This window comes from Streptomyces otsuchiensis (genome assembly GCF_004305975.1).
GTDB classification, from domain to species: domain Bacteria; phylum Actinomycetota; class Actinomycetes; order Streptomycetales; family Streptomycetaceae; genus Streptomyces; species Streptomyces otsuchiensis.
Map to the genome: position 1 here is coordinate 1 of NZ_BHZI01000044.1, position 25,786 is coordinate 25,786.

Consider the following 25,786-nt stretch of genomic DNA (forward strand, 5'->3'; position numbering starts at 1 on the left):
CCCCACCCGGCATGGCGGGCACCGCCGCCGGGTACGGACCCCGCGCCGCCGTGCGACGCACCCCCGGCTCGCGCGCACCCACGTTGACCGGGTACGACAGGACCGGCGGCGAGGACGCGCGGCATGATGGAAGACAGGACGAGGAGAGGCGAGGACCATGAGCACCCAGAACCAGGGCGACAGCGGCGGAGGGCTGCCGCTCGACGGCGCCGTGGTGGCGGTCGCCGGAGCCGGCGGCCCGGCCGGCCAGGCGACCCTGCTGCGGCTCGCCGAGGCCGGCGCCACCGTCGTGGCGGCCGACGCCGACGCAACCCGGCTCGCCGACGGCGTGAGCGCGGCCCGCGCGGCCCACCCCGGGGCGACCGTCACCGGCGACACGGTGGACCTGCTGGACATCGACGCCACCCGGCAGTGGGCCGACCGGACCGAGAAGGAGTTCGGGCGCGTCGACGGCCTGGTCCACCTCGTCGGCGGCTGGCGCGGCTCCGCCACCTTCGCCGAGACCGACCTCGCGGACTGGGACGCGCTGGAATCCCTGCTGATCCGCACCGTGCAGCACACCTCCCTCGCGTTCGAGGGCGCGCTGCGCCGCAGCGGCAACGGCCGCTTCCTGCTGATCAGCGCCGCCGGCGCGAGCCGGCCGACCGCCGGGAACGCCGCCTACGCCGCGGCCAAGGCCGCCGCCGAGGCATGGACCATCGCCCTGGCCGACGGCTTCCGCAAGGACGGCGGGGACGCGGGCCCGCGCGCGGCGGCGACCGTGCTGGTGGTGAAGGCACTGGTGCACGACGCGATGCGCGCGGAGCGCCCCAACGCGAAGTTCGCCGGCTTCACCGACGTCCGGGACCTCGCCGAGGCCATCACCGGCACCTGGAACCAGCCCGCCAGCGAACTGAACGGACAGCGCCAGTGGCTCACTCCGCAGCCGTGAGAACCCCCGCCGTGCGCACCGACGCCCGGCGGCACCACGATCCCGAGGCGCGCCACTTCGCCAGCGACAACTACGCCGGGGTGCACCCCGAACTCCTCGCCGCCATAGCGCTCGCCAACGGCGGGCACCAGGCCGCCTACGGGGCCGACGAGTACACCGAGCACCTCCAGCGCGTGGCACGCGGCCACTTCGGCCCGCTCGCACAGGTCTACCCGGTTTTCAACGGCACCGGCGCCAACGTGGTCGCGCTCCAGGCGCTCACCGACCGCTGGGGCGCCGTCATCGCCGCCGAGAGCGCCCACATCAACGTGGACGAGGGAGGCGCTCCCGAACGGGTCGGCGGGCTGAAGCTGCTGACCGTGCCGACCGAGGACGGCAAGCTCACCCCCGAGCTGATCGACCGGCAGGCCTTCGGCTGGGAGGACGAGCACCGCGCCATGCCGCAGGTCGTCTCGATCACCCAGTCCACCGAACTGGGCACCGTCTACACCCCGGACGAGATACGGGCGATCTGCGACCACGCGCACGAGCGCGACATGCTGGTCCACCTCGACGGCGCCCGCCTCGCCAACGCCTCCGCCGCGCTGGACGTCCCGATGCGTGCCCTGACCAACGTGCCCGGAGTGGACGTGGTCTCCTTCGGCGGGACCAAGAACGGGATGCTCTTCGGCGAGGCGCTGGTGGTCCTCAACCCGGACGCGGTGCGCCGGATGAAGCACGTCCGCAAGCTGTCGATGCAGTTGCCGTCGAAGATGCGGTTCGTCTCGGTGCAGCTGGAGGCGCTGCTCGCCGGCGACCTGTGGCTGCGCAGTGCCCGGCACGCCAACACGATGGCCGCCCGGCTCGCCGAGGGGGTGCGGTCGGTGCCAGGCGTGGAGATCCTGTACCCGGTGCAGGCGAACGCGGTCTTCGCGCGCCTGCCCAAGGAGGTCAGTGAGCGGCTGCAGAAGCGGTACCGCTTCTACTTCTGGGACGAACGCGCCGGCGACGTCCGCTGGATGTGTTCGTTCGACACCACCGAGGAGGACGTCGACGGGTTCGTCGCCGCCGTCCGGGAGGAGTCCGGCCGCTGAGGACCGTGTGGCGGGCGGCAGGGGCGCGGTGCCGCCCATGTGCGCCGGCAGCCACCAGGTGTCCTTCTCGTCCCGGGGCTTGCCGGGGTAGGCGCGCTGGGCCGCGTCCAGCAGCTCCTGCACCCGCTCGCGGATGCGGGCGGTGACCGCCTGCGCGGGCTCGCCCGGCTCCACGTCCATCGGCTTGCCGACGCGGATGGTGATGGGGAAGTGGTTGCGGCGCAGGTCCTTCGGGTGTCCCTTGGTCCACACCCGCTGGGTGCCCCACAGGGCGACCGGCAGTATCGGGACCTGGGCCTCCTGTGCCATGCGGGCGGCGCCGGTCTTGAACTTCTTGAGCGTGAAGGACTGCGAGATCGTGGCCTCGGGGAAGACGCCGACGATCTCGCCGCGGCGCAGCGCGTCGACGGCGTGCCGGAAGGCGTGCTCGCCCTGGGCGCGGTCCACCGGAATGTGCTTCATCGCGCGCATCAGCGGCCCGGACACCTTGTGGCGGAAGACCGACTCCTTGGCCATGAACCGCACCAGCCGCTTGGACGGCCGGGCCGACACGCCGGCGAAGACGAAGTCCAGGTACCCGATGTGGTTGCTCACCAGGACCGCGCCACCCTCACGGGGCACGTGCTCCTCACCCTTGATGTCGAAGCGCAGATCGAGCGCCTTGAACAGGGTGCGGGCCGCGCCGACCACCGGCGGGTACACGAGTTCTGCCATGTGAGGGAGTCCTCTTCCGTGAGCGTCCGGGGGAGATGTCCCCCCGCGCTGGGACCCTAACCTACGCTTCCGTAAGTTGGCACGGCTGTACGGGTCGCTCATGCGAAACTGGGGGCGAGCACACACGCCGGGTGACGGAACGGGTGAGCGGCGCGTCCGTACGGGCGCCGTGGCGTGACCGCGTGACCGAGCGTGACGGCTGGCTCGGCACGGACGCGGACGCGGGCGCACGAGCGGCGAGAGCCGGCGAGAGGCGGTGGGGACGATGGCGGCGACCGGCGACGGAGCCGGCGCGCGAGGCGGGCCGGAGGTGCTGACGGCCGAGCGGATCGGCCTCGCGGAGCTGGGCCGGGTGGCGACGCTGGTGCAGTTCTCCTCCGCGTTCTGCGCGCCGTGCCGCGCCACCCGCCGGGTGCTGGCCGAGGTGGCCGCCATGGTGCCCGGGGTGGAGCACGCCGAGATCGACGCGGAGGAGCGGCTGGAGCTCACCCGCGCCGCCTCGGTGGTGCGTACCCCCACCGTGCTGGTGCTCGACCGCTCGGGGCGCGTGGTGCGCCGCGCCGAGGGGCAGCCGCGCCGGGTCGACGTGATCGCCGCCGTGGGCGCCGCCGCCGACGCCGGGGGAGCGGGCCGGCCCGGCTGACGGCCCCGCCCGAGGCAGGCGGTGCGCCCCCGGCGTGTTACCGCCGAGTAGGCGACATCACAGCCGACCCGCCTTGAACTCGTGGTTTCGACTACGCTGTACTGGTGAGTAACAAAGTGGGGCCGATCTTCCGGCGCCCCCGCCCGGAAAGAGCCGAATCCGGCGCATAGGCTGCCGGTCACGGCAGCCGAGATGGACCCGACAGCAGCTAGGAGAGCCGGCGTGAGCTTGAGGATCGTTGTCTGTGTGAAGTACGTGCCCGACGCCACCGGCGACCGCGGCTTCACCGAAGACCTGACCACCGACCGCGACGCCGTCGACGGCCTGCTCTCCGAGCTGGACGAGTACGCCGTCGAGCAGGCGCTGCAGATCGCGGAGAACGCGGACGACGCCGAGGTCACCGTCGTGACGGTCGGCCCCGAGGACGCCGCCGACGCGCTCCGCAAGGCGCTCTCCATGGGCGCCGACAAGGCCGTCCACGTCGAGGACGACGACCTCCACGGCACCGACGTCTTCGGCACCTCCCTGGTGCTGGCGGCCGCGATCGAGAAGGCCGGCTACGACCTGGTGATCTGCGGCATGGCCTCCACCGACGGCGTGATGGGTGTACTGCCCGCTCTGCTGGCCGAGCGGCTGGGCGTTCCCCAGGCGACGCTGCTCTCCGAGGTCTCGGTCGCCGACGGCCAGGTGACCGGCCGCCGCGACGGCGACACCGCCACCGAGCAGCTCCAGGCGGCGCTGCCCGCGGTCGTCTCCGTGACCGACCAGTCCGGCGAGGCCCGCTACCCCTCCTTCAAGGGGATCATGGCGGCGAAGAAGAAGCCGGTGGAGAACTGGGACCTGGAGGACCTCGACATCGAGGCCGAGTCCGTCGGCCTGGAGGGCGCCTGGACCGCTGTCGAGGACGCCACCGAGCGCCCGCCGCGCACCGCGGGCGAGATCGTCACGGACGAGGGCGAGGGCGGCAAGCAGCTGGCCGGCTACCTCGCGGAGCACAAGTTCATCTGACCGCTCCCCGAGCCGGTCCTCTCACCCGTCCGACACCTTCGCAGGAGCGATTCCCATGGCCGAAGTCCTTGTCTACGTCGATCACGTGGACGGAGCCGTCCGCAAGCCCACCCTCGAACTGCTGGCCCTGGCCCGCCGCGTCGGCGAGCCGGTCGCCGTCCACCTCGGGCCCGGTGCGGAGACCGCCGCGCCGACGCTGGCCGAGCACGGCGCGGTGCGTGTCCTGGCCGCCGACGCGCCCGAGTTCGCCGACTACCTGGTCGTACCCAAGGTCGACGCGCTGAAGGCCGCCGCCGACGCCGTCTCGCCCGCCGCCGTACTGGTGCCCTCCTCCGCCGAGGGCAAGGAGATCGCCGCGCGGCTGGCGCTGCGCCTGGAGTCCGGCATCATCACCGACGCCGTCGACCTGACCGCCGGTGACGACGGCCCCGTCGCCACCCAGTCGGTGTTCGCTGCCGGGTTCACCACCCGCTCGCGGGTGAGCCGCGGCGTGCCGGTCATCACCGTCAAGCCCAACTCCACCGCCCCCGAGCCCGCGCCCGCCGCCGGCACCGTGGAGCCGCTGGAGGTCGCCTTCGGCGAGCTGGCCACCGGTACCAAGGTCGTCTCCCGCACCCCGCGCGAGTCGACGGGCCGCCCGGAGCTGACCGAGGCCGCGATCGTCGTCTCGGGTGGACGCGGCGTCAACGGCGCGGAGAACTTCGCGCTGATCGAGGCGCTGGCCGACTCCCTCGGTGCCGCCGTCGGCGCCTCGCGCGCCGCGGTGGACGCCGGCTGGTACCCGCACGCCAGCCAGGTCGGCCAGACCGGCAAGACCGTGTCGCCGCAGCTGTACGTCGCCGCCGGTATCTCGGGCGCGATCCAGCACCGCGCCGGAATGCAGACCTCCAAGACGATCGTGGCCGTCAACAAGGACGCCGAGGCCCCGATCTTCGAGCTGGTCGACTACGGCATCGTCGGAGACCTCTTCACCGTGCTGCCCGCCCTCACCGACGAGGTGAAGGCCCGCAAGGGCTGACGCCCACGGGCGGGCGCCCCCGCGCCGCCCTACGTCGCCTCCGCGGCACCCGTCGCGCCGCTCGTTCGGCGCCGGGTGCCGCGCGGTGTTTCCCGGGCCGGCGCGGCGGCGGCGAGCCGTCGCCGCCACCACGCCGCCGTCGGGGCCTGCTCCCGGGCCCGGGAGCGCGCGAGACCGGCGAGACGGTCCGCCTCGTGCCCGGAGACCGCCGGTGGTGCGCCGATGCCCCGGTCGGTCGGGGAGCCGTCCAGAAGCCGTGCGAGGATCGCGTACTGGTCCATCCCGGTCACGTCCTTTCTTAGTCCGCCGAGGCCCTGCGCCTCCGCATGGGTCCACTGTGCCGAGCAGGCGTTTCGTCCGTTTGTCCCGAAGATCAAAGTCGCGTGGCGATCGGGTGACGGCCCCGGACACCGCCCACGGCCCCCGCCCCGGCGGTGCGCGCGCTGTTGTCTTCGGGTAACCCGCTGGCTACCGTTCAACGAACTGTTGAACGCCGCGCCACGGAGCGGCGGCCCGGGGACGGAGCGGCCGATGAGCCAGCGGGAACGTGTCACCACCAGCCTGGACGCGACCGTGCCGGCCCGCATCGCGGCCTCGCTCGCGGCCGTCGACGCGGAGCTGGAGACCCGCTACCCGGGCGATCCCGCCGGGCGGCAGCCGGTCCACACCGTCTACGTCCCCGCCGACTCCTTCGGCCCCGGCACCACCGAGGGGTGGGCGGCGGTGGCACTCTCCACGCTCGACCGGCACGCCCCCGACGCGGAGTCCTTCGCCCGCCTCTTCGCCCTGGAACCGGAGACGGGCGCCCTGCTCCGGGAGCGGGTGCTGGCCAAGCTGCGGACCGAACCGGTCGAGGACCTGCGCGTCGACTTCGAGGACGGCTACGGCCTCCGCCCCGACGACGAGGAGGACGCCGACGCCGCCCGCGCCGCCCGCGTGGTCGCCGAACTGGTGGCACGGGGCACCGCCCCGCCCTTCGTCGGCATCCGCGTGAAGTGCCTGGAGCGGGCGGTGCGGGACCGCGCGATCCGCACGCTGGACATCTTCCTGAGCGGCCTGCTGGCGGCCGGAGCCCTGCCCGGCGGCCTGATCCTCACCCTCCCCAAGGTCAGTTACCCGGAACAGGTCACCGCGATGGTCCGGCTGTGCGAGGCGTTCGAGAGCGCACGAGGGCTGCCGCCGGGCCGGCTGGGCTTCGAGCTCCAGATCGAGACCAGTCAGGCCGTCCTGGGCGCCGACGGGCGCGCCACCGTCGCGCGGCTGATCGACGCCGGCGGCGGCCGGGTCACCGGTCTGCACTACGGGACCTTCGACTACAGCGCGGCCCTGGGCATCAGCGCCGCACAGCAGGCCCCCGACCACCCGGTCGCCGACCACGCCAAGGCGGTCATGCAGGTGGCCGCCGCCGGGAGGGGAGTCCGGATCTCCGACGGGTCGACCAACATCGTGCCGACCGGTGACACCGAGAACGTCCACGCCGCCTGGCGCGACCACTACCGCCTGGTGCGCCGGGCGCTGGCCCGCGGCTACTACCAGGGGTGGGACATGCACCCCGCTCACCTCCCGAGCCGCCACGCCGCCGTCTTCGCCTTCTACCTGGAGGGGCTGCCGCGCGCCGCCGACCGGCTGGCCGCTTACCTCGGCGGGCCGCCGAGCGCGGCCGGCGCCGGTACGGCGAGCGGCGTCCTGGACGAGCCCGCCACCGCCCGGGCGCTCGCCTCGTTCCTGCTGCGCGGGCTGGACTGCGGGGCCTGGGACGCGACGGAGCTCACCCGGCGGACGGGAGTGGGGACCGACCGGCTGGCGGCTCTCGCCCGGCGCGCCTCCGGCCACGCCCCGGCGGCCCCGGCGCTCTGACCGGCGCGGACGCCGGCGCGGGTGACGAGGCGGCTGGCGAGGCGGGCCGGGGGCCGGCGCCGCCCGCCCACCGGGCCGGTGCGCGCGGCACCGAGGCCGTCCCCTCCCGTACCGGCTGGACAACTCGGCCCGCTCCGGGTGAGGCTTCGTGGCCATGACCACTGATCTTGTCGCCGCCATCGACATCGGCGGAACGAAAATCGCCGGCGCCCTCCTGGACGCCGAGGGCACGCTCCTGGAGCGCGTCCAGGTGCCGACTCCCGCCCGGGAGCGGGCCGAACACGTCCTGGCCGCCGTCGTCGAGGTGGTCCACCGGCTGACAGCGTCGGCCGGGTGGGCGCGGGTGCGGGCCGTCGGGATCGGCAGCGCCGGCCCGGTGGACGCGCAGACCGGCACGGTCAGCCCGGTCAACATCCCCGGCTGGCGGGACTATCCGCTGGTCGAGGCCGTCCGCGCCGCCGCCGGCGGGCTGCCGGTGACCCTGATCGGCGACGGAGCCGCCATCGCGGCCGGGGAGCACTGGCGCGGCGCGGCGCGGGGCCGGGACAACGTGCTCTGCATGGTCGTCTCCACCGGCGTCGGCGGCGGGCTGGTGCTGGACGGGCGGCTGCGGGCCGGACCCAGCGGAAACGCCGGGCACATCGGGCACATCAGCGTCGAACTGGACGGCGAACGCTGCCCGTGCGGCGGGCGCGGCTGCGTGGAGGGCATCGCCAGCGGCACCGCCATCGCGCGCTGGGCGCGGGAGAACGGCTGGCGGCCGGCGGACGGCGGCGACTCCTCCGCCGCGGCGCTCGCGGACGCGGCCCGGGCAGGGGACCAGACGGCGCTGGCCGCCTACCGGCGTTCCGCCCGCGCACTGGCCGCCGCCGTCGCGGCCACGGCCACCCTGGTCGAGCTGGACACCGTCGTGATCGGCGGCGGCGTCGCGCAGGCCGGTCAGGTGCTCTTCGCGCCCCTGACCGAGGCGCTCGCCGACTACGCGGCGCTTCCCTACGTGCGGCATCTGGAGATCCGGCCCGCCGAACTGGGCACCGACGCCGGGCTGGTGGGGGCCGCCGCGGCCTGCCGCGCGGGCGTCGCCGGCTGAGCGCACGTTTCCGGCCCCCGCCGCAGCGGGCAACTGACATCAGGGCGAACGAGGAGGGGTCACTGGTGATCATCTGGCTGAACGGCGCTCCGGGCGCCGGCACGTCCTCCACGGCCCGGGACCTGACGGCGCTGCTGCCGGACAGCACCCTGCTGGACCCGGACCGGATCGGTGAACTGCTGAGGGCGACCCTGCCCGCCCGGCGGCTCAAGGAGGTGGCCGAGGAGCAGGAGCTGCCGTCCTGGCGGTGGCTCCTGGTGGAGACCGCCGCGGCGGTGCACCGGGAGACCGGCGGGGCTGTGGTGCTCCCGCTGACCGTGCTGCGGCAGGAGTACCGCGACGAGATGTTCGGTGGCCTGGCCTCCCGTGGCCTGGCCGTCCGTCATGTCCTGCTGCATGCAGAAGAAACGATCCTTCGGAATCGGTTCGAACAGTGCGAACGCAGTTCCGGCGTCCCGGTCGGGGACGCCCGTCTCCAGACCTGGGAACGCGAACACCTTCCCGCCTACCGCCAGGCGCTCTCCTGGCTGACGGCGGACGCCCACTGCCTCGACATCTCCCGGCTCACCGGCCGCGAGGCGGCCGAGTCCGTCGCCGCCGCCATCGGCGCGGGCGCCGGGGCGTGCGAGATCGTGCAGTCGCCACGCCCCTCGGCCGCCACGGTCGCCGCCGGGATGCTGCTCTTCGACGAGGACGACCGGGTGCTGCTGGTCGACCCCACCTACAAGCCGGGCTGGGAGTTCCCCGGCGGTGTGGTCGAACCGGGGGAGCCGCCCTCGCGCGCCGCGCTGCGCGAGGTCACCGAGGAACTCGGGCTGCGACTGGAGGATGGCCCCGAACTGCTCGTCGTCGACTGGGAACCGCCGGCCCCGCCCCGTTTCGGCGGCGTCCGGATGCTCTTCGACGGCGGCCGGCTCGGCGCGGACCGGGTCGGCGAACTCCTGCTGCCCGGCGCCGAACTGCGCGAGTGGCGGTTCGTGGGGGTCGCCGAGGCGGAACGGCTGCTCTCCCCGGACCGCTTCCGGAGGCTGCACTGGGCGCTGGAGGCGCGCTCCCGGGGGCGTCCGCTCAACCTGGAGGACGGCGTCCCCGTCACCCGCTGACGGACGGGTCACGGCCCGCCCGCCACGGCCGCAACAAGCCGGGCCTCGCGCCGCACGACGGAGCGCCACCCCCACGGACGGACACGCTCGGTGTCCCCCGGTTGGCTTTGTGTGACCCCGCTTGGCCGTTCAGCGGTTGGTCACGCGCAGTGCGTCATGGTTACGTTCTGAATGTCCTACCGAGGCAGAGGAGCCTTCTTGTGAAGTCCTTTGAGCATGCCGCCAGGGAAGCGGGGCCCGGCACGATAGTTCTCCGGGGGAGCGAGCCGGCGCCGCTCACCCGTCACCGCACGGTCCGGTCCGCACCCGTGCCCAGTCGCCGGTGAGGCGGCGGCGCCACCGCGCCGCTCCGCCGCCCGCAACGCAGGACGCCCCGCCGGTCAGCGCCCGGTGGGGCGTCCTGCTGTCCGTGTCCGGCCTTCACGCCTCCGGCGGGGATGCGTGGTCAGTCGCGCTCCGCCGCCGCCCGCGCGTACTCCTTGAGGAAGACCGCCTCCGCCACCGACATCCGCTCCAGCTCCTGGGGCGAGACGCTCTCGTCGACGGCGTGGATCTGCGCCGCCGGGTCGCTCAGCCCGATCAGCAGCAGCTCCGCCTCCGGGTAGAGCCCGGCCAGCGTCGAGGTCAGCGGAATCGAGCCGCCCTGCCCCGTGATCTCCATCTCCGCCCCGTCGTAGGCGAAGCGCATCGCGGCGGCCATGGATGCGTAGGCCGGGCTGTCGGTGTCGGCCCGGAACGGCCGCCCCTCACCGGTCGCCTCGACGGCGACCCGCGCGCCCCAGGGCGCGCGCGACTCCAGGTGCCCGGCGAGCAGCTTCGCGGCGGCGGACGGTTCGGTGCCCGGCGGCACCCGCAGGCTCACCAGCGCCCGCGCCTCGGCGTGCACCGAGGGCGTCGCCCCGACGACCGGCGGGCAGTCGATGCCCAGCACGGTGACGGCCGGCCGTGCCCACAGCCGGTCCGCGACCGCGCCGGAGCCGATCAGCTCCACCCCGTCCAGCACCTTGGCGTCGGCGCGGAACTGCTCCTCCGGGTAGGCCGTCCCCGGCCACACCTCCCCGGCCTCCAGCCCGTCGATCGTGGTCGAGCCGTCCTCGGCGCGCAACGAGTCCAGCAGCCGGATCAACGCGGCCAGCGCGTCGGGTGCCGCGCCGCCGAAGGAACCCGAGTGCAGATTGCCCTCCAGCGTGCGGACGGTGACCCGGGCCATCGTCATACCGCGCAGCACGGCCGTGACCGTGGGACGCCCCACCTGGAAGTTGCCCGTGTCGCCGATGATCACCGCGTCCGCCCGCAGCAGCTCCGGGTGCGCCTCCGCGTACCGCTCCAGCCCGCCGGTGCCCTGCTCCTCCGAGCCCTCCACGATCACCTTGACCCCGACCGGCACCCCGCCTCCGGCACGCAGCGCCCGCAGGGCCAGCAGGTGCATCAGCACGCCGCCCTTGCAGTCCGCCGCACCGCGCCCGTACCAGCGGCCGTCACGATCCGTCAGCTCGAACGGAGGAGAGGTCCAGGCGGCCTCGTCCAGCGGAGGCTGCACGTCGTAGTGGGCGTACAGCAGCACCGTGGGCGCACCCTCGGGGCCGGGCAGGTGACCGTAGACGGAGTGGGTCCCGTCCGGGGTCTCCAGCAGCTCGACCTCCTCGAACCCCTCCGCGCGCAGCGCGTCGGCGACCCAGGCGGCGGCCCCCTCGCACTCCTCGCGGGGGAACTGCGCGGGGTCCGCGACCGACCGGAAGGCGACCAGCTCGGCGAGTTCGCGGCGGGCCTCGGGCATCATCGCGGCGACCGCGGAGGCGAGCGCGGCGTCGTCGGTGCTGTGCGTCGGCATCGTGTGCTGCTCCTCATGGCAGGACGGCCGCGGTCCGCGACGGATCGGCGGACCGGGTGGTAGTGGGGTGCGGAGATCATCCCACAGCCCGGGCGGCGTGGGGTGGCGCCGTAGGATGCGGTGGCGATGGCCGAAAGCGGCCCGGACCAGGGCCGGTCACGAGGGCGAACGGGAGCGTCAGCGACAGGTGAGCAACGACAGCGCGGCCGGCAACGGCGAGGTGTGGGACGTCATCGTGGTGGGGGCCGGCCCGGCCGGATCGGCGGCGGCCCGGGCCGCCGCGGCGGCGGGACGGCGGACGCTGCTGCTGGAGAAGGCGGAGCTACCCCGGTACAAGACCTGCGGCGGCGGCATCATCGGCCCCAGCCGGGACGCGCTGCCACCCGGATTCGAACTGCCGCTCAGCGACCGGGTGCACGCCGTCACCTTCTCGCTGAACGGGCGGATGACGCGCACCCGGCGCTCCAAGCGGATGCTGTTCGGCCTGGTGAACCGACCGGAGTTCGACGACGCGCTGGCCCGCTCGGCGGTCGCCGCGGGCGCGCGGCTGCGGACCGGCGCGCAGGTCTCCCGGGTCGAACAGCACGGCCCCGCGGTCCCCGACCGCCGCACCGTCGCGGTGGTGCTCGCCGGCGGTGAGACGCTGCTGGCGCGTGCCGTCGTCGGCGCGGACGGCTCCGCCAGCCGGATAGGAACCCATGTCGGGGTCCGTCTGGAGCAGGTCGACCTCGGCCTGGAGTCCGAGATCCCGGTCCCGCCCGAGGTCGCAGCCGACTGGAAGGGCCGCGTCCTCCTGGACTGGGGCCCGTTGCCGGGGTCCTACGGCTGGGTCTTCCCCAAGGGCGACACCCTGACGGTCGGCGTGATCGCCCAGCGCGGTGAGGGCGCGGCGACACGGCAGTACCTCAGTGACCTCGTGGGCCGCCTCGGCCTGGCCGGGTTCGAGCCCTCCGTCTCCTCGGGCCATCTGACCCGTTGCCGGACCGACGACTCCCCGCTCTCCCGCGGCCGGGTGCTGGTCTGCGGAGACGCCGCCGGCCTGCTGGAACCGTGGACGCGGGAGGGCATCTCCTTCGCGCTGCGCTCGGGCCGGCTGGCGGGGGAGTGGGCGGTACGGATCGCCGACGCCGGCGACGCGGTGGACGCGCGGCGGCAGGCACTCAACTACACCTTCGCCGTCAAGTCGGGCCTGGGCGCGGAAATGGGAGTCGGCCGACGGCTGCTGGAGGTGTTCTCCCGCCGGCCGCGCCTGTTCCACACGGCGCTGGTCGGCTTCCGCCCGGCCTGGGTGGCGTTCACCCGGATCACCCGCGGTTCCACCTCGCTGGCCGGCATCGTGCGGACGTCGCCGATGGCGCGCAGGGTGCTGGAGATGCGCGAACGTCCCTGACGGGCTCGGCTCGTGGGCGCCCCCGCCCGGCCCCGTCGCGGGCGGGCGCGCGCCCGCGAGGCGTCAGCCGCGCTCGGTGAGCGCGAAGACCGGGTAGTGGGAGGCGACGGCCTGCCACTGCTCGTCGGTGGAGCGGGTGTCGAGGCTGTCGGCCTCGAAGTACTTGCCCACCTCGCCCTTCCAACGCGCCAGGTAGGCACGCAGCAGCGGGGCTTTGGCGTCGTCGGAGACCTCGGTTGCCCTGTAGACGCGGTTGCCGCGCCCGAGCCGCAACTCGGCCTCACCGGAGGCGCGCAGGTTCCGCGTCCACTGGACGTGGCCGCGCGGCGCGACCAGGTAGAGAGCCCCCTCGTGGGTGAGCGGGTTGACGGGGGCCCGGCGGGGCTCCCCGCTGGTGCGTCCGCGCACCGTCAGGATGCGCGCTCCCATGAGGCTGACACCGCGGCGGGCGAACCACATGACGAGGCGGTTGACGGTCGGGGTGGTGGGCCCCTGGTAGACGTGCGGCACGGTGCGCTCCGATCGGTCACTGCAAAATGTGAGCACTGCTCTCTTCCTGGATCAGTGTGCGCCTAGCTCGACGCTTTTGCAAGAGCGGTGCTCTCGATGTTGTGCGCTGCTCCGGAGGCTGGCATCATCGCCGCCATGAACGCGATCCAGGGAGCACGCAGCCGTGCCCGCGCCGAGATCACCGCGGCCATCAAAGAGGAGGCCCGCCGCCAGCTGGCCGACGAGGGCGCCGCGCGGCTCTCGCTGCGCGCCGTCGCCCGTCAGCTGGGCATGGCCTCCTCCGCGATCTACCGCTACTTCCCGAGCCGCGACGACCTGCTGACCGCCCTGATCGTCGACGCCTACGACGCGGTGGGCGCGGCCGCCGAACGGGCCCTCGGCTCCGCCGGTGAACACCCCGACCCGGTGGCCCGCTGGTGCGAGGTGTGCCGCGCCGTACGCGGCTGGGCGCGCGACCACCCCCACGAGTACGCCCTGATCTACGGATCACCGGTCCCCGGCTACGCCGCGCCCCGCGACACCGCCGCTCCGGCCGCCCGCATCGGGCGCGCGCTGCTGATCGTCGCCGCCGACGCCCGCTCCGCCGGACTGTTCACTCCGCCCGGCCCGGGGCGGGTCCCGGCCGCCGTCGCCGACGACCTGCGGCAGCTGGCCGGCCGGATGGCCGGTGACGCGCCTCAGGCGCCGCCGGTCCCGGCCGAGCTACTGACCGCGCCACTGATCGCGGCCTGGGCGCAGCTGTTCGGACTGATCAGCTTCGAACTCTTCGGGCACTTCAACCGGGTGATCGAGGCGCGGGAGGAGTTCTTCACCGCGTCGGTGACGCTGCTCGCCCACGACGTCGGGCTGCGCTCGCCGGGTGCGTGAGGGGCCGGCGCGAGGCGACCGGCCCCGCCGGCTTCGCCGTCCCCGCCGGCTTCGCCGGTCAAGTGGCTCCTCGGGCCGGTCCGGTGGGTCAGCGCCGGGTGGCCTTCCGCCGGACGTAGAGCTGCTTGCGGACCCGGGCGACCACGGTGCCGTCCGCCGCTGTGACGGTGGAGTCGAACCACGGAAGTGCCTTCGCGCCGCCCTCCGTCGCCGCGCGGATCTCCGCGACCCGTTCCTCCGCGAGGACGAACTCGGCGAAGACCTCACCCCGGCCGGGTGAGACGAACTCGATCTCGGCGGCCTTGTCCCAGACCACGTAGTCTTCGCCGAGCCGGTGCAGCACCAACAGGGCCCAGAACGGATCGGACATCGAGTACAGCGAGCCCCCGAAGTGGGTCCCGAAGGCGTTGCGGTTGGTGCGGCCCAGCCGCATCCGCACCCGCGCCGAACTCCAGTCCTCGGCGATGTGCAGCACGCGCACGCCCGCGAAACGGTAGGGCGGCCACCACGACAGGACGCGGCGCAGACCGCGGGCGGTATAGGGGCTTCCGGCCATCTGCCGAAGCTACCACGGTCGTTACCGCTCGGTAATGAAAAGGCTGCGACGCCTCGGGAGGGACGGCCCAGGCGGCTCCCCGGATTTGTTTCCCGGGTGTACAAAGTAAGAATAGGTCCGTGACCCCGACACGAACCAAGCTGGACCGAGGCCGCGGCGCGCTGGGCCCCGCACTGGAACTGGTGCACACCGGCCGCGCGCCGACCCGCGCGGTGCTCACCACCGAACTCGGCGTGACCCGCGCCACCGCCGGAGCCGTCGCCACCGAACTCCAGGCGCTCGGACTGATCACCGTCGACCCCCGCCCGCTCGCCGCGTCCGGGGCGCAGGGCCGGCCCTCCCACCGGCTGGGCATCGCCGACGACGGCCCGGTCGTGCTCGCCGTCCAGGTCCACGCCGACGGATTCCGGGTCGCGCTCGTGGGGCTCGGCGGCCGTGTGGTCGCCACCGCGCCCGCCTGCATGACCGTGGACGCCGATCCCGCCCAGGTCATCGGAGACGCCGTCGAGTCCGGCGCCCGCCTGCTCGCCGACAGCGGCCGTCGCTGCCTGGGCGCCGGGCTCGCCGTCCCCTCCGCCGTCGCCGAACCCGACGGCACCGCCCTCAACCCGCTGCACGTCGCCTGGCCCGCAGGAGCGCCCGTGCACGACATCTTCCGCGACCGCCTCGCCGCCGCCGGGGTGCCCGTCGCCGGGCGCTGCGGCAACGACGTCAACCTCGCCGCGCTCGCCGAACACCGCCACGGCGCCGGGAAGGGCGCGCAGCACCTACTGTGCGTCGCCACCGGGCACCGCGGCGTCGGCGGCGCACTCGTCCTCGACGGGCGCCTGCACACCGGCAGTTCCGGCCTCGCCCTCGAGGTGGGTCACCTCACCGTCGACCCGCAGGGCCGCCCCTGCCACTGCGGCGGCCGGGGCTGCCTCGACGTCGAGACCGACCCCCTCGCGCTGCTGGAGACCGCCGGAGTCACACCCGACCCCGCGCTCTCCCCGCTGGACCAGGCCCGCGCGCTACTCGCCGGCAGCCACCCGGAGGACCGGGCCGTCCGGGAAGCGGTGCGGCAACTCGTGGACCGCCTGGGCCAGGGCCTGGCCGCCATGGTCAACGTCCTGAACCCGGACCGGGTCATCCTCGGCGGGCTGCACCGCGCACTGCTGGCCGCGGAACCGGCCCGGCTGCGCGCCGTCGTCGCCGACCGCAGCCTGTGGGGGCGGAGCGGAAGCGTGCCGATCCTGGCCTGCTCGCTGGACCACAACAGCCTGGTGGGCGCGGCGGAAGTGGCCTGGCAGCCGGTCCTGGACGACCCGTTGGCCGCCCTGGCCGGCTGAACCCTCGCCCGTCCGCGGTGACCGTCCGGGGCGGGGGAGAGGTCACTTGGCGTCGGCGTAGCACTCCACCACGGCACAGCTGAACGGGAACCGCACCGGAGTGTCCCCGAACGCCAGCCGCCCGGCGGTTTCACCCGCGGAGCGCACCGCGGCGACCACCTCCGCCGCCTCCTCGGCCGGGCAGTGCACGATCACCTCGTCATGCTGGAAGAACACCAGCTCGGCGCGGCGGCCCGTCAGCGAGCGGCGCAGGGCCGCCAGTACCAGCAGCGCCCACTCGGCGGCGCTGCCCTGCACCACGAAGTTCCGGGTGAACCGGCCGCGCGCCCGCGCCGCCGAGCCCCGGCCGCCGGGATCACCCGTGGTTCCCGCACCGGAGTCACCGGAGTCACCGGAACCGCCGGAGTCACCGGAGTCACCGGATCCGCCGTCGCGGTCGTCGCCGGTGGCGCCCGCGGGCGGGCTGGTACGGCCCAGGTGCGTCCGTACCAGCCGCCCGCGCTCACCCGCCAGCGCCGCCTCGTCCACATACGCCACCGCGTCCGGGAACCGGCGCCGCAGCCCCGCCAGGTGGCGCAGGCCGTCACCCGAGGTCTGACCGTAGACCGCCCCCAGCACCGCCAGCTTCGCCTGCTCGCGGTCGCCGTCGAAGAGGCGCCGGGAGACCGCCGTGTACAGATCCCCCTCATCCGCCGCCACCGCCGCCAGCGCCCGGTCGCGGGAGATCGCCGCCAGCACTCGTGGCTCCAGCTGGTCGGCGTCGGCCACCACCAGCCGCCACCCCGGGGCGGCGCGTACCGCTCCCCGGATGACCCGGGGGATCTGCAGCGCGCCGCCGCCGTTGGTGGTCCACCGGCCCGAGGCGGCGCCGCCGGGCACGTACTGCGCCCGGAACCTCCCGTCCCGCACCCAGCTGCGCAGCCAGCTCCGGCCGTGCGCGGTGTGCACCCGGTAGAGCCGCTTGTACTCCAGCAACGGCGCCACCGCCGGGTGGTCGACCTCCCGCAGCTCCCAGGAGCGGGTCGACCGCAACGCCACACCGGCCTGCCGGAATGCGGCGACCACCTCGGCGGGGAGATCCGGGCGGACCCGGCGGCCGAACGCCGCGGAGATCTCCCCGGCCAGTTCGGTCAGCCGTCGCGGTTCAAGCCCTCCGGCCGGTCGGGGACCGAGCAGTTCGTCCAGCAGAGCCAGATGGACGTCCGCCCGCCACGGCAGCCCGGTGTGGTTCATCTCCGCGGCGACGAGGGTGCCCGCGGACTCCGCCGCCAGCAACAGAGCCATCCGGCCGGGCCGGTCGGTGGCCGCGACCCGTGCGAGCTGCCCGGCGTGGACCTCGACCAGGGTGCCCAGCGGGTCGAAGCCGCCCGGCAGCACCGGCGGTGCCACGTCGAAGAGCGAGGGCTGACCCGAATCGGCCGACCTCGGCGGCGGATCCTCGGGCACCGGCTGCCGGTGCGCCCGGGCCCGGGCGGCGGCCAGGCCGCGCGGGGCACCGAACGCCCCCTCGTACCCGAGCAGTACCGCCTCCGCCGCCTCGACGTCGTGACAGCGCTCGGCCCGAACGCGCGCCTCCAGCAGCCTGGGCGCCAGCTCCGCCGTGCTCCGCCAGACCCAGCGCGTGACCCCCGGCCGTTCACGCACCGCCGCCGCGACGTCCGGTGCCGACTCCGGTTCCCCCGCCGGAGTGCCGTCCGGGCGCAGCGGGCGGACACGCACCGTCCCGTCCGGGTACTCCGCCAGCGCCCACCTGCTCATAGGCCCGCCCACCTGCTCATGGGCTGGAGTCTGCCAGGGCCCACCGACAGCGGACCGCCGCGCGGGCCGTGGCGCCGCTCTCTCGGGGTGACGCGGCGGCGGTGGGAACGTCAGACCACGCCCGAGCGCCGCAACAGGGCGTCGTCCGGAGCCATCGACACCTCCTCGCGCCGCCGGCCCGCGTCCCGGCGCTCGTCGCCCTCACCGGACCCGCCGGCCGAGTCCGGAACCGGCAGCGTGAACCACACGATCTTGCCGCCGCCGTCCGCCCGGGCCCGCGACCCCCAGCTGTCGCCGATCGCCGCCACCAGCGCCAGGCCCCGCCCGCCCACGGCCAGCTGCGCCGCGTGCCGCAGATGGGGCAGGCGCGGGTCGTGGTCCTGAACCGAGATCGTCAGACGGCCCCGGAGCAGCAGCAGCTCCACCGTGCAGAACTTGTCGGAGGCGGCGTGCAGATGGATGTTGGCCAGCAGTTCGGTCACACCGAGCGCGGCCGGGTCCACCAGTTGCGGCAGCCCCCAACGCCGCAACTGCGCGCCGACGATCCGCCGCACCTGCCCGATCCGGCTCGGCAGGGCCTGGAACTGGACCGCGCAGTGCCGGCTGGTCGATGTCGAGGAGCTGATCACGTGGCACTCCCGTCTCGGCGGCCGCGCCGGGCACGCCGGAGGACTGAGCCGGGTACCGCCGACTCCCCAGAGTGATGCGCGTCACATCGCGTCGCAACCGCGGCGGCCCGTGCCCGCACCCGCGTCGCGCGGCCGCCCCGCCGCACTCCGGGACCGGCCGGGCGTCCCCGCCCGTGGCGCGCCCGCCCGTGCGTAGGATCGGGACGTGAGCACCGAGCAGGCACCGGCCGCCGGGAACGTCCCCGGCACCCTGGACGTCGACCGCAGCGACCCTTCCTACCGCGCCTGGCTGAAGGAGGCGGTACGCAAGGTCCAGGCGGACGCCAACCGCAGCGCCGACACCCATCTGCTGCTCTTCCCGCTCCCCGAGTCCTGGGGCATCGACCTGTACCTCAAGGACGAGTCGACCCACCCCACGGGCAGTCTGAAGCACCGCCTGGCGCGTTCCCTCTTCCTCTACGGCCTGTGCAACGGCTGGATCCGGCCCGGACGCCCGGTGATCGAGGCGTCCTCGGGATCGACCGCCGTCTCGGAGGCGTACTTCGCGAAGCTGATCGGCGTGCCGTTCATCGCCGTCATGCCCGCGACCACCAGCCGTGAGAAGACCCGTCTCATCGAGTTCCACGGCGGCGGCTGCCATCTGGTGGACGACCCCCGCACCGTCTACGACGTGTCCGCGCGGCTGGCCGCCGAGACCGGCGGCCACTACATGGACCAGTTCACCTACGCCGAACGGGCGACGGACTGGCGCGGCAACAACAACATCGCCGAGTCCGTTTACCAGCAGCTGCGCCTGGAGCGCTACCCCGAGCCGGCGTGGATCGTCGCCACCGCCGGAACCGGCGGCACCTCGGCGACGATCGCGCGCTACGTGCACTACATGCAGTACGACACCCGGATCTGCGTGCCCGACCCGGAGAACTCCTGCTTCTTCGACGGCTGGGTCGAGGAGGACCCGGCCGCCGCCAGCGACTGCGGGTCGCGCATCGAGGGCATCGGCCGCCCCCGGATGGAGCCGAGCTTCCTGCCGCGCGCCATCGACCGGATGATGAAGGTCCCCGACGCCGCCAGCATCGCCGCCGTGCGGGCGCTGGAGGAGCGCACGGGCCGCCGCGCCGGCGGCTCCACCGGAACGGGGCTGTGGAGCGCCTGGAAGATCGTCGCCGAGATGGTCGCCTCGGGGGAGCGCGGCTCGGTCGTCACCCTCATCTGCGATCCGGGCGAGCGCTACCTCGACAAGTACTACTCCGACGACTGGCTGCGGGAGCAGGGACTCGACATCGCCCCGTACCGTGACGCGGTCTCGGACTTCCTCGCCACCGGCCTCTGGCGCCACTGACCCCCTTCCGGGCGCGCCCGTCCACCGGGCCCGCCCCGGGCCCCGCGCCACGCCGGGCGACGTCCTCCCGGCCCGCCGGCGGACCGCGCTGCGAGAATCCGGCCATGCCGGGACGGAGACGACCCCCACGCGCCCCGACGACGGCCGCCCGGAGAGCGGCCGCGGTCGGCCTGGTGAGCGCGGTCGCGTTCGTGGCGCTGCTCCTGGTGGTCGTGGTCTCCGGGCGTGGGCCCGTGCCGCCGGACGCCGCGGCGCACACCTGGTCCGTGGAGCACCGGAACCACGGTGCCGTCCTGACCGCCCGCCTCGTCACCCACACCGGGACCGGCCTCGTGCCCTACGTGCTGGTGCTGCTGGCCGGCCTGTACGCCGGACGCCCCCGCGACCGGGGACTGGCCTGCGCCGCGGGCTTTCTGGGCTGCCTGATCGCCGGTCAGCTGACGCGCTACCTGGTGATGGTGGCCGTGGCCCGGCCCCGGCCACCCGTGGCGGACTTCGCCACCGACGCCTCCCGGTGGTCCTTCCCGTCCGGGCACACCACCACCGCCGCGCTCGCCGCGGGCCTGGTCGTCGCCGCCCTGCTGATCCGCGGCAGCCGGCGCCTGCCGCTCGCCCTCGCGCTGCTCGGCGGCTGGGCGGTGGCGGTGGGCCTCACCCGGGTCTACCTCGGGGTGCACTGGTTGACCGACGTACTGGGCGGCTGGCTCGTCGCCACGGCCTGGCTGGGCGGCGCGGGGTGGGCCCTGCTGCGAGCGGGCCGCCGCCCCCGGGAATGACCGCACACCCCCGTTCCGGGCAGCCGCCGCACGGTGTTGAATGACCCGTCCCGCATTCACCGCCCAGGAGTGACCACCGACATGCGCCGCGCCTTTCCCCACACCGACGGGCCCACCCTGATCTGCGAGGACTACGGAGGGGACGGTCCGACCGTGGTCGCGCTCCACGGCACCTTCGGCCGGGGATCGGTCTTCGCCCGGCTCGCCGATGACCTCGCGGGCGCGGCCCGGATCGTCGCGCCCGACCAACGGGGCCACGGCAGCACCGGAGCGGCCGGGAGCTATCGGCGCGAGGACTTCGTCACCGACGCGGCCGCACTGGTGCGTGCCCTGGACAGCGGGCCGGTCGTGGTGCTCGGGCACTCCCTCGGCGGCATCACCGCCTACCAACTGGCGGCGCGCCACCCGGAACTGGTGGCCGGGCTGGTCATCGAGGACGTCGGGCCCCTGATGCGGCGGCCGGAGATCGAGCACCCGGTGCTCGAGGTACGGGGCTGGCCCCGGACGGCGCCCACCCGGGCGGCGCTGGCCGCGGCGATCGAGGAACGCGGAGTCCCCGACAGCTCCTACTTCCTGCGGAGCGCGGTCGAGACGCCCGACGGGTGGCGGCTCCTCTTCGGCTGGGAGGACATGGCCGAGGTCCAGGCCCGGGGGACGGGGGACTGGTGGGCCGACTGGCTGGGTTCCCACTGCCCCGCCCGCGTCCTGAGGGGAGGACGGAGCACCCTGCTCCCCGCCCACCTGGCCGCCGAGATGGTCCGCCGCCGCCCGGACACCGACCTGCTCGTCCACCCCGAAGCCGGACACTGGATCCACGACGACGACCCGGGCTGGTTCGCCCGGGCCGTCGCGGAGTTCCTCGCGGTGCCGTTGTCAGTGGGGGGTGGTGGAGTAACACCGTGAACCACGCAGTGGAGGACACCAACCGCCGGATGCTCAGGGTCCGGGACGCGATGGACCGCGAGTACGCGCGAGCGCTGGACGTACCCGCCCTCGCGCGTCTCGCCCACGCCTCACCGGCGCACTTCGCGCGGACCTTCCGCGCGACGTTCGGCGAGACGCCCCACCGCTACCTGCAACGCAGACGTGTCGAGCGCGCCATGTTCCTGCTGCGGGAGACCGGCACGTCGGTGACGGACATCTGCTTCGAGGTCGGCTTCACCAGCCCCGGCACCTTCAGCCGTACCTTCCACGACATCGTCGGCCGCTCACCCAGGACCTACCGCAGGGAGGCGAGCGCGGCGTCGGTGCCGACCTGCTTCACGATGGCGTGGACCCGGCCGTGTGCCTGACGGTTCGCCCGGCGTCCCCGCATCCCGGCATCCCCGCCTCACGACAGGCGGCCCGTGACCGAGCAGTTTCGGATAAGTTCTTTCGTCAACATCTGGATAGCGTCAGCATCATGTTCAACGCCATCACACAGTCACAGATCTACGTTCTCGACCAGACCGAGGCCCGCGACTTCTACGTCGGCAAACTGGGCCTGGAAGTCGCCGCCGACATCGACATGGGCTTCATGCGCTGGCTGACCGTCAGCGTTCCCGGGCACCCCGAGCGGCAGATCCTGCTGGAGAAGCCCGGCCCCCCGGCGATGTCGGAGGAGACCGCGGAACAGGTACGCGAGCTGGTCTCCAGGGGCGCCATGGGCGGCTGGCTCATCTTCACCACGGACGACTGCCACAAGACCTACAAGAAGCTGCTGGAGCGAGGGGTGGAGTTCACCGAGGAACCCACCGAGCGCCCCTACGGAATCGACTGCGGGCTGCGCGACCCCTTCGGCAACCGCATCCGCTTCACCCAGCCGACCGCCTGACGCCCCGGCACACCACCGAGCAGGCCAGGACCTCAGGGCCGGGCCCCTCGGTGGATCACGCGCCGAGCGAGGGGGCGTGCTCCACTCGCCCTCCTCGCTCCTGATCACCACGCCCCCGGGACGGTGCAGCCCGGGGGCACGCCGGTCCCGGCCCCGATGTCGGCGCCACTCACGGCGACGACGGAGACCGGCCCGCCGCCTCAGGGAGTGATCGCCCGCAGCCGGTCATTGCGCAGCAGATACACACCACTCTCGTCGGCGAGCAGCTGCGGCTCGCCGCCCGTCGCCTCACCGTCCCGCAGATGCCACGCCACCTCGCCGCTCTCCGCGTCGAGAGCCGTCACCGCGGAGTCGAACTGCCCAGCGGGCGGGAAGACCAGACCGCCGGAGGCGAGACAGCCGGCCGGAGGCGCCCCGAAGGGGCCCTCGGCCTCCCAGTGCCACCGCGTCGTGCCCTCGGCGGTCCCGAGCGCGCGCACCCCCCAGCGTGCCTCGGCGAGGAACAGCGACTCCCCAGAGAACGCCGGCGCGCCGAACATGGGCATCCCGTCCATCTCGTGCTCCTCGCTGGCCTCCGCGAAATCCGGGTCCGCGTCGGGTTCCACCGACCAGATCGTCGACCCGTCGGCGCTGTCCAGCAGGAGGACACCTCTGCCGGTGACCGCGGCCCGGCCGGCGCTGTCGGCCGCCACCCGCCGCGACGGCGTACCGCTCCAGTGCCCGTCGACGAGCGAGGCACCCAGATCCCGGGCCCAGACCTCGGTGCCGCTGCCGACCTCGAAACCGTGCACCGAGTCGGCGGCGACCACCAGCAGGGTGTCCCCGGACACCGCGCCCGCCACCTCGTTGCCGCCGACCGCGGGGAAGGTCGTCCGCCACAGCACCTCGTCACGGACCGCGTCGTACGCCACCAGCGGGCGCCGCCCGCTCTCCGCCTCCTCCGGGTCCGCCTCCGGGTCCGCCTCCGGATCCACGCCGGTCACGAACGCCACCGGCCCCCGGGTGCCCACGACCGCCGTGGCGGTCATCGTGCGCAGCGCGACCCCGAGCGGCCGGGAGGCCCAGCTTCGCCCGGTCCGGGTCTCGGTCAGCGCCAGCTGCTGCTCGCCGCCGCCCACGATCTGGTGGTGTGCCAGCAGCCGCCCGCCGTCCACCGGTGTCGGAGCACTCCCGGCCAGTCCGGGACGCGACCACAGAAGCTCACCGGTCCGCGTGTCGAAAGCCCTGGCCAGCAGACCCGGCAGGAAGACCACGCCGTCCGCCAGCACGGCGCGGCCGACCGGGGGCACCGCCACGGGACGGGCCCACCGCTCCCGGCTGCTCATGTCGGATGCCTCCGCCGGCCCGCGGACCTCCTCCGGGGCCGCGGACGCCCTGGCCCGCCGCCCCAGCAGGTGCCCCGCAAAACCGGCCGCTCCCACCGTGCCCAGCGCCGCCGCACCGACCGCGCCCAGCAGCACCGCGCGCCGTCGCGTCCCAGAGGCCACCGGCGGAGCCTCCCGCCAGGGCGCGGCATGCGCCCAGTCGCTGCCCGCGAGGGCACGCAGCTCCCGCCGCACCGGCTCGGGCAGGACATCGTCCAGCTCTCCCGGCTCACCCAGCAGCGCCCCCAGCTCGGCGACCGACGGCCGCGCCGCCGGATCCGGAGCGAGCCCGGGCTCCAGCACGGCGCGGACCGCGCGCGGCGCCCCCGACAGGTCCGGGGGCGCGTGCCGGACCCGGTAGGCCAGTTCGTCGGGGGTGCCGGTACCGAACGGGTCCCGCCCGACGGCCGCGAACGCGAGCGTCGCGGCACATCCGAAGACGTCCTCCGCCTCGTCCGTCCCCGTGGCGGCCGCGAGGCGTTCCGGCGGGGTGTACCCCGGGGAGCCCTCACGACGCGCCGGCTCCGCCGGGGGCTCGGCACCGCTCACCCGGGCGATGCCGAGGTCCACCAGCCACAACCCGTCGGCCGTGATCAGCACGTTGGAGGGTTTGACGTCACGGTGGACGACGCCCGCTCCGTGCAGCACCAGGACGGCGCCGGTCAGCGCGGTCGCCGCGCGCCGCAACGCCGGTTCCGGCAGCGGGCCGGAGTGATCGACGCAGCGTCGCAACGTCCAACCGGGCAGGTACTGGGTGGCCAGATGAGGAGGTGACCCGCTCGTGGCGGCGTCCAGCGGCTCCGCCACGCCGCGGACCGGCGGACCGCCCGCACCGGGCAACAGCGCGTTGGCCCGGACTTCCCCGGTGAAACGCGCCAGTGACACGGCGTCGTCGCGGTGCGGGACCTTCAGCGCGGCGAGCCGCAGCCGATCGTCGCGGGCCAGATAGACGACACCGGCACCGCCCGCCCCCAGCCGGGCCAGGAGTGACCAGCCGCCGACGCGGTCGGGGTCGGCCTTGGTCAAGGGGCGCGGGCCCGCGGTGATATGCGTGGAACGTGGTCGCATGCGCCTCACTCCACCGGGAGGCCGAAGGCCGTCGTGCCGTCCCAGACCAGCATCGCGTCACGGCCGGCGAACACCGAGTACGTCGCCCGGTCGGCACGCTCGGCATGCTGGAACACCCACCGGACGGCGCCGGTGCGCGCGTCGAGAGCCGTGACCTCCATCCCACCGACCAGGAGGGTCGAGCCCGAAGGCGTGAGCGCGGTCCGAGGGTGCACGATCCCCTCGTAGGCGCTCTCGTCCCGCAGGACTCCCCGCCACAGCTCCTCGCCGGTGGCGAGGTCGAGCGCGATGACCCTCACGTCGTCGTCGTTGAGGAACAGGACCTTGCGGCCCTCACCCTCCCAGCGAACCGTCTCCGCCCGAGCATTGCCGAACCGTGACTGCGAGGTGCCGACGGCGCGGTCCCAGAGGGGCTCCAGCGTGACGGCGTCGTGGAGCTGAATGTCCCCCTCGCTCCCGCTGACGAACAGGCCCTCGGAGTCCAGCGCGGACAGCCAGTTGAACGTCAGCTCGCCGTCGAGGTCGCGCACCCACTCCTCGTCGCCGTCCCTGATCCGGTAGGAGGCCTGACGGTATCCACCGTCCACGCCGCTGACGACGTGCACGGAGTCGCCGATGATTGAGAACAGTGCGTCCGAACCGTCCATCGGCACCGGCACATGCCAGCGTTCCTCCCGGGCGACGGTGTCGTACAGTGCGACCCCGTAACCTTCGTAGTCGTCATCGGCCGATCGCGTCCACAGGAGCAGCGCGGTTCCGTCGTCCGTGCTGAGATAGACGCGGTCGAGCCGACGCCCGCCGTACTCCGCGTCCTGCGGGACGTAGCGGGTGTCCGTCCACAGCTGCGCACCGGTCTCGGCGTCGATCGCGACGATCTCCCCGTGGTGGGCGAAGGCCATGGCGGAGCCCTCCAACGGGAAGGGCGCCACATCTCCGAGAAGGCTCGGCGAGACCCCGACGTCGCCGCGCGTCCACACCTCCTCCCCGGTGGCGAGGTCCACTCCGGTCATCCGGTCGGAGCTCGACAGCAGGACCGTGCCGTCCCGCCAGACGCGGGGGACGACCAGGGATTCGCCGGGCGCGTCATAGCGCCAGAGCGCCTCGGGCGCCACCCCCCGGG

The 25,786-nt window shown here is 74.3% G+C and carries 24 protein-coding genes and 1 pseudogene; 16 read left to right on the forward strand and 9 right to left on the reverse strand.

The features are described 5' to 3' along the window. Positions 1 to 157 precede the first annotated feature (157 nt). Positions 158 to 931: an SDR family NAD(P)-dependent oxidoreductase gene (locus E0D90_RS06655; protein WP_130796966.1), complete on the forward strand. Its 774-nt coding sequence runs from the start codon at positions 158 to 160 to the stop codon at positions 929 to 931. An 11-nt stretch (positions 932 to 942) separates the two neighbouring features. Continuing rightward, positions 943 to 2,004, forward strand: a complete 1,062-nt coding sequence (locus tag E0D90_RS06660; RefSeq protein WP_174856155.1) for a threonine aldolase family protein — start codon at positions 943 to 945, stop codon at positions 2,002 to 2,004. A 6-nt stretch (positions 2,005 to 2,010) separates the two neighbouring features. Here E0D90_RS06660 and E0D90_RS06665 read toward each other — a convergent pair. Next, positions 2,011 to 2,718 (reverse strand): annotated as a pseudogene (locus E0D90_RS06665) (lysophospholipid acyltransferase family protein); the annotation flags it as partial. A 265-nt stretch (positions 2,719 to 2,983) separates the two neighbouring features. On the opposite strand from E0D90_RS06665, the gene E0D90_RS06670 reads away from it, so the two are divergent. The 3 genes from E0D90_RS06670 to E0D90_RS06680 all read left to right on the forward strand — a co-directional run bounded on the left by E0D90_RS06670 (position 2,984) and on the right by E0D90_RS06680 (position 5,387). Next, a complete protein-coding gene (locus E0D90_RS06670; protein ID WP_130796968.1) occupies positions 2,984 to 3,361 on the forward strand; it encodes a thioredoxin family protein in 378 nt (125 codons plus the stop codon). A 222-nt stretch (positions 3,362 to 3,583) separates the two neighbouring features. Beyond that, complete coding sequence (locus E0D90_RS06675; protein WP_103503952.1) at positions 3,584 to 4,369, forward strand: electron transfer flavoprotein subunit beta/FixA family protein; 786 nt, start codon at positions 3,584 to 3,586, stop codon at positions 4,367 to 4,369. Between the two features lie 55 nt (positions 4,370 to 4,424). Then, positions 4,425 to 5,387: an electron transfer flavoprotein subunit alpha/FixB family protein gene (locus tag E0D90_RS06680; RefSeq protein WP_103503953.1), complete on the forward strand. Its 963-nt coding sequence runs from the start codon at positions 4,425 to 4,427 to the stop codon at positions 5,385 to 5,387. A gap of 29 nt (positions 5,388 to 5,416) precedes the next feature. Here the strand turns inward: E0D90_RS06680 and E0D90_RS06685 are convergent, their stop codons facing one another. Next, positions 5,417 to 5,668 (reverse strand): hypothetical protein, encoded by a 252-nt coding sequence (locus tag E0D90_RS06685; RefSeq protein WP_130796969.1) that lies wholly within the window; start codon positions 5,666 to 5,668, stop codon positions 5,417 to 5,419. 250 nt (positions 5,669 to 5,918) lie between these two features. Between E0D90_RS06685 and E0D90_RS06690 the strand changes: the two genes are divergently transcribed. The 3 genes from E0D90_RS06690 to E0D90_RS06700 all read left to right on the forward strand — a co-directional run bounded on the left by E0D90_RS06690 (position 5,919) and on the right by E0D90_RS06700 (position 9,437). Next, positions 5,919 to 7,244: a DUF6986 family protein gene (locus tag E0D90_RS06690; RefSeq protein ID WP_130796970.1), complete on the forward strand. Its 1,326-nt coding sequence runs from the start codon at positions 5,919 to 5,921 to the stop codon at positions 7,242 to 7,244. A 154-nt stretch (positions 7,245 to 7,398) separates the two neighbouring features. After that, positions 7,399 to 8,334, forward strand: a complete 936-nt coding sequence (locus E0D90_RS06695; protein ID WP_130796971.1) for an ROK family protein — start codon at positions 7,399 to 7,401, stop codon at positions 8,332 to 8,334. Positions 8,335 to 8,399: 65 nt separating this feature from the next. Then, a complete protein-coding gene (locus tag E0D90_RS06700) occupies positions 8,400 to 9,437 on the forward strand; it encodes an NUDIX hydrolase (RefSeq protein WP_130796972.1) in 1,038 nt (345 codons plus the stop codon). A 445-nt stretch (positions 9,438 to 9,882) separates the two neighbouring features. Here the strand turns inward: E0D90_RS06700 and E0D90_RS06705 are convergent, their stop codons facing one another. Then, positions 9,883 to 11,268, reverse strand: a complete 1,386-nt coding sequence (locus tag E0D90_RS06705; protein ID WP_130796973.1) for a dipeptidase — start codon at positions 11,266 to 11,268, stop codon at positions 9,883 to 9,885. 187 nt (positions 11,269 to 11,455) lie between these two features. Between E0D90_RS06705 and E0D90_RS06710 the strand changes: the two genes are divergently transcribed. Beyond that, a complete protein-coding gene (locus tag E0D90_RS06710; protein ID WP_130796974.1) occupies positions 11,456 to 12,658 on the forward strand; it encodes a geranylgeranyl reductase family protein in 1,203 nt (400 codons plus the stop codon). Positions 12,659 to 12,721: 63 nt separating this feature from the next. Here the strand turns inward: E0D90_RS06710 and E0D90_RS06715 are convergent, their stop codons facing one another. Beyond that, positions 12,722 to 13,168 carry a nitroreductase family deazaflavin-dependent oxidoreductase gene (locus E0D90_RS06715; protein ID WP_438827377.1) on the reverse strand — a complete coding sequence of 149 codons (447 nt, stop codon included), beginning with the start codon at positions 13,166 to 13,168 and terminating at the stop codon, positions 12,722 to 12,724. Positions 13,169 to 13,303: 135 nt separating this feature from the next. Here E0D90_RS06715 and E0D90_RS06720 point away from each other — a divergent pair, with 135 nt between their 5' ends. Further along, complete coding sequence (locus E0D90_RS06720) at positions 13,304 to 14,035, forward strand: TetR/AcrR family transcriptional regulator (protein ID WP_130796975.1); 732 nt, start codon at positions 13,304 to 13,306, stop codon at positions 14,033 to 14,035. An 88-nt stretch (positions 14,036 to 14,123) separates the two neighbouring features. On the opposite strand, the gene E0D90_RS06725 is transcribed toward E0D90_RS06720, so the two are convergent. Continuing rightward, positions 14,124 to 14,591, reverse strand: coding sequence for a DUF4442 domain-containing protein (locus E0D90_RS06725; RefSeq protein ID WP_103528678.1), 468 nt, complete (start codon positions 14,589 to 14,591; stop codon positions 14,124 to 14,126). Between the two features lie 119 nt (positions 14,592 to 14,710). Between E0D90_RS06725 and E0D90_RS06730 the strand changes: the two genes are divergently transcribed. Continuing rightward, a complete protein-coding gene (locus E0D90_RS06730; RefSeq protein WP_103528679.1) occupies positions 14,711 to 15,919 on the forward strand; it encodes an ROK family protein in 1,209 nt (402 codons plus the stop codon). 42 nt (positions 15,920 to 15,961) lie between these two features. On the opposite strand, the gene E0D90_RS06735 is transcribed toward E0D90_RS06730, so the two are convergent. Next, entirely contained in the window at positions 15,962 to 17,677 is a 1,716-nt protein-coding gene (locus tag E0D90_RS06735; protein ID WP_130796976.1) for a bifunctional 3'-5' exonuclease/DNA polymerase, read from the reverse strand. Between the two features lie 110 nt (positions 17,678 to 17,787). Continuing rightward, positions 17,788 to 18,306 (reverse strand): ATP-binding protein, encoded by a 519-nt coding sequence (locus tag E0D90_RS06740; RefSeq protein WP_227870039.1) that lies wholly within the window; start codon positions 18,304 to 18,306, stop codon positions 17,788 to 17,790. 205 nt (positions 18,307 to 18,511) lie between these two features. Between E0D90_RS06740 and E0D90_RS06745 the strand changes: the two genes are divergently transcribed. The 5 genes from E0D90_RS06745 (at position 18,512) to E0D90_RS06765 (ending at position 22,234) form a co-directional block, all read left to right on the forward strand. Then, positions 18,512 to 19,645 (forward strand): PLP-dependent cysteine synthase family protein, encoded by a 1,134-nt coding sequence (locus E0D90_RS06745; RefSeq protein WP_103502022.1) that lies wholly within the window; start codon positions 18,512 to 18,514, stop codon positions 19,643 to 19,645. Positions 19,646 to 19,818: 173 nt separating this feature from the next. Further along, on the forward strand, positions 19,819 to 20,421 hold the full coding sequence (locus E0D90_RS06750; RefSeq protein ID WP_157996821.1) for a phosphatase PAP2 family protein: 603 nt from the start codon (positions 19,819 to 19,821) through the stop codon (positions 20,419 to 20,421). Positions 20,422 to 20,490: 69 nt separating this feature from the next. Next, positions 20,491 to 21,324, forward strand: a complete 834-nt coding sequence (locus E0D90_RS06755) for an alpha/beta fold hydrolase (protein ID WP_227870040.1) — start codon at positions 20,491 to 20,493, stop codon at positions 21,322 to 21,324. Between the two features lie 29 nt (positions 21,325 to 21,353). Next, complete coding sequence (locus tag E0D90_RS06760) at positions 21,354 to 21,713, forward strand: helix-turn-helix domain-containing protein (RefSeq protein WP_130796982.1); 360 nt, start codon at positions 21,354 to 21,356, stop codon at positions 21,711 to 21,713. 110 nt (positions 21,714 to 21,823) lie between these two features. Then, on the forward strand, positions 21,824 to 22,234 hold the full coding sequence (locus E0D90_RS06765) for a VOC family protein (RefSeq protein WP_103502020.1): 411 nt from the start codon (positions 21,824 to 21,826) through the stop codon (positions 22,232 to 22,234). 200 nt (positions 22,235 to 22,434) lie between these two features. Here E0D90_RS06765 and E0D90_RS06770 read toward each other — a convergent pair whose 3' ends face one another. Together E0D90_RS06770 and E0D90_RS06775 are read right to left on the reverse strand one after the other, a co-directional pair. Beyond that, positions 22,435 to 24,666, reverse strand: coding sequence for a protein kinase domain-containing protein (locus E0D90_RS06770; protein ID WP_130796979.1), 2,232 nt, complete (start codon positions 24,664 to 24,666; stop codon positions 22,435 to 22,437). A 5-nt stretch (positions 24,667 to 24,671) separates the two neighbouring features. After that, positions 24,672 to 25,786 (reverse strand): outer membrane protein assembly factor BamB family protein (locus tag E0D90_RS06775; protein ID WP_157996822.1); only part of this gene is annotated, 1,115 nt, incomplete at its 5' end.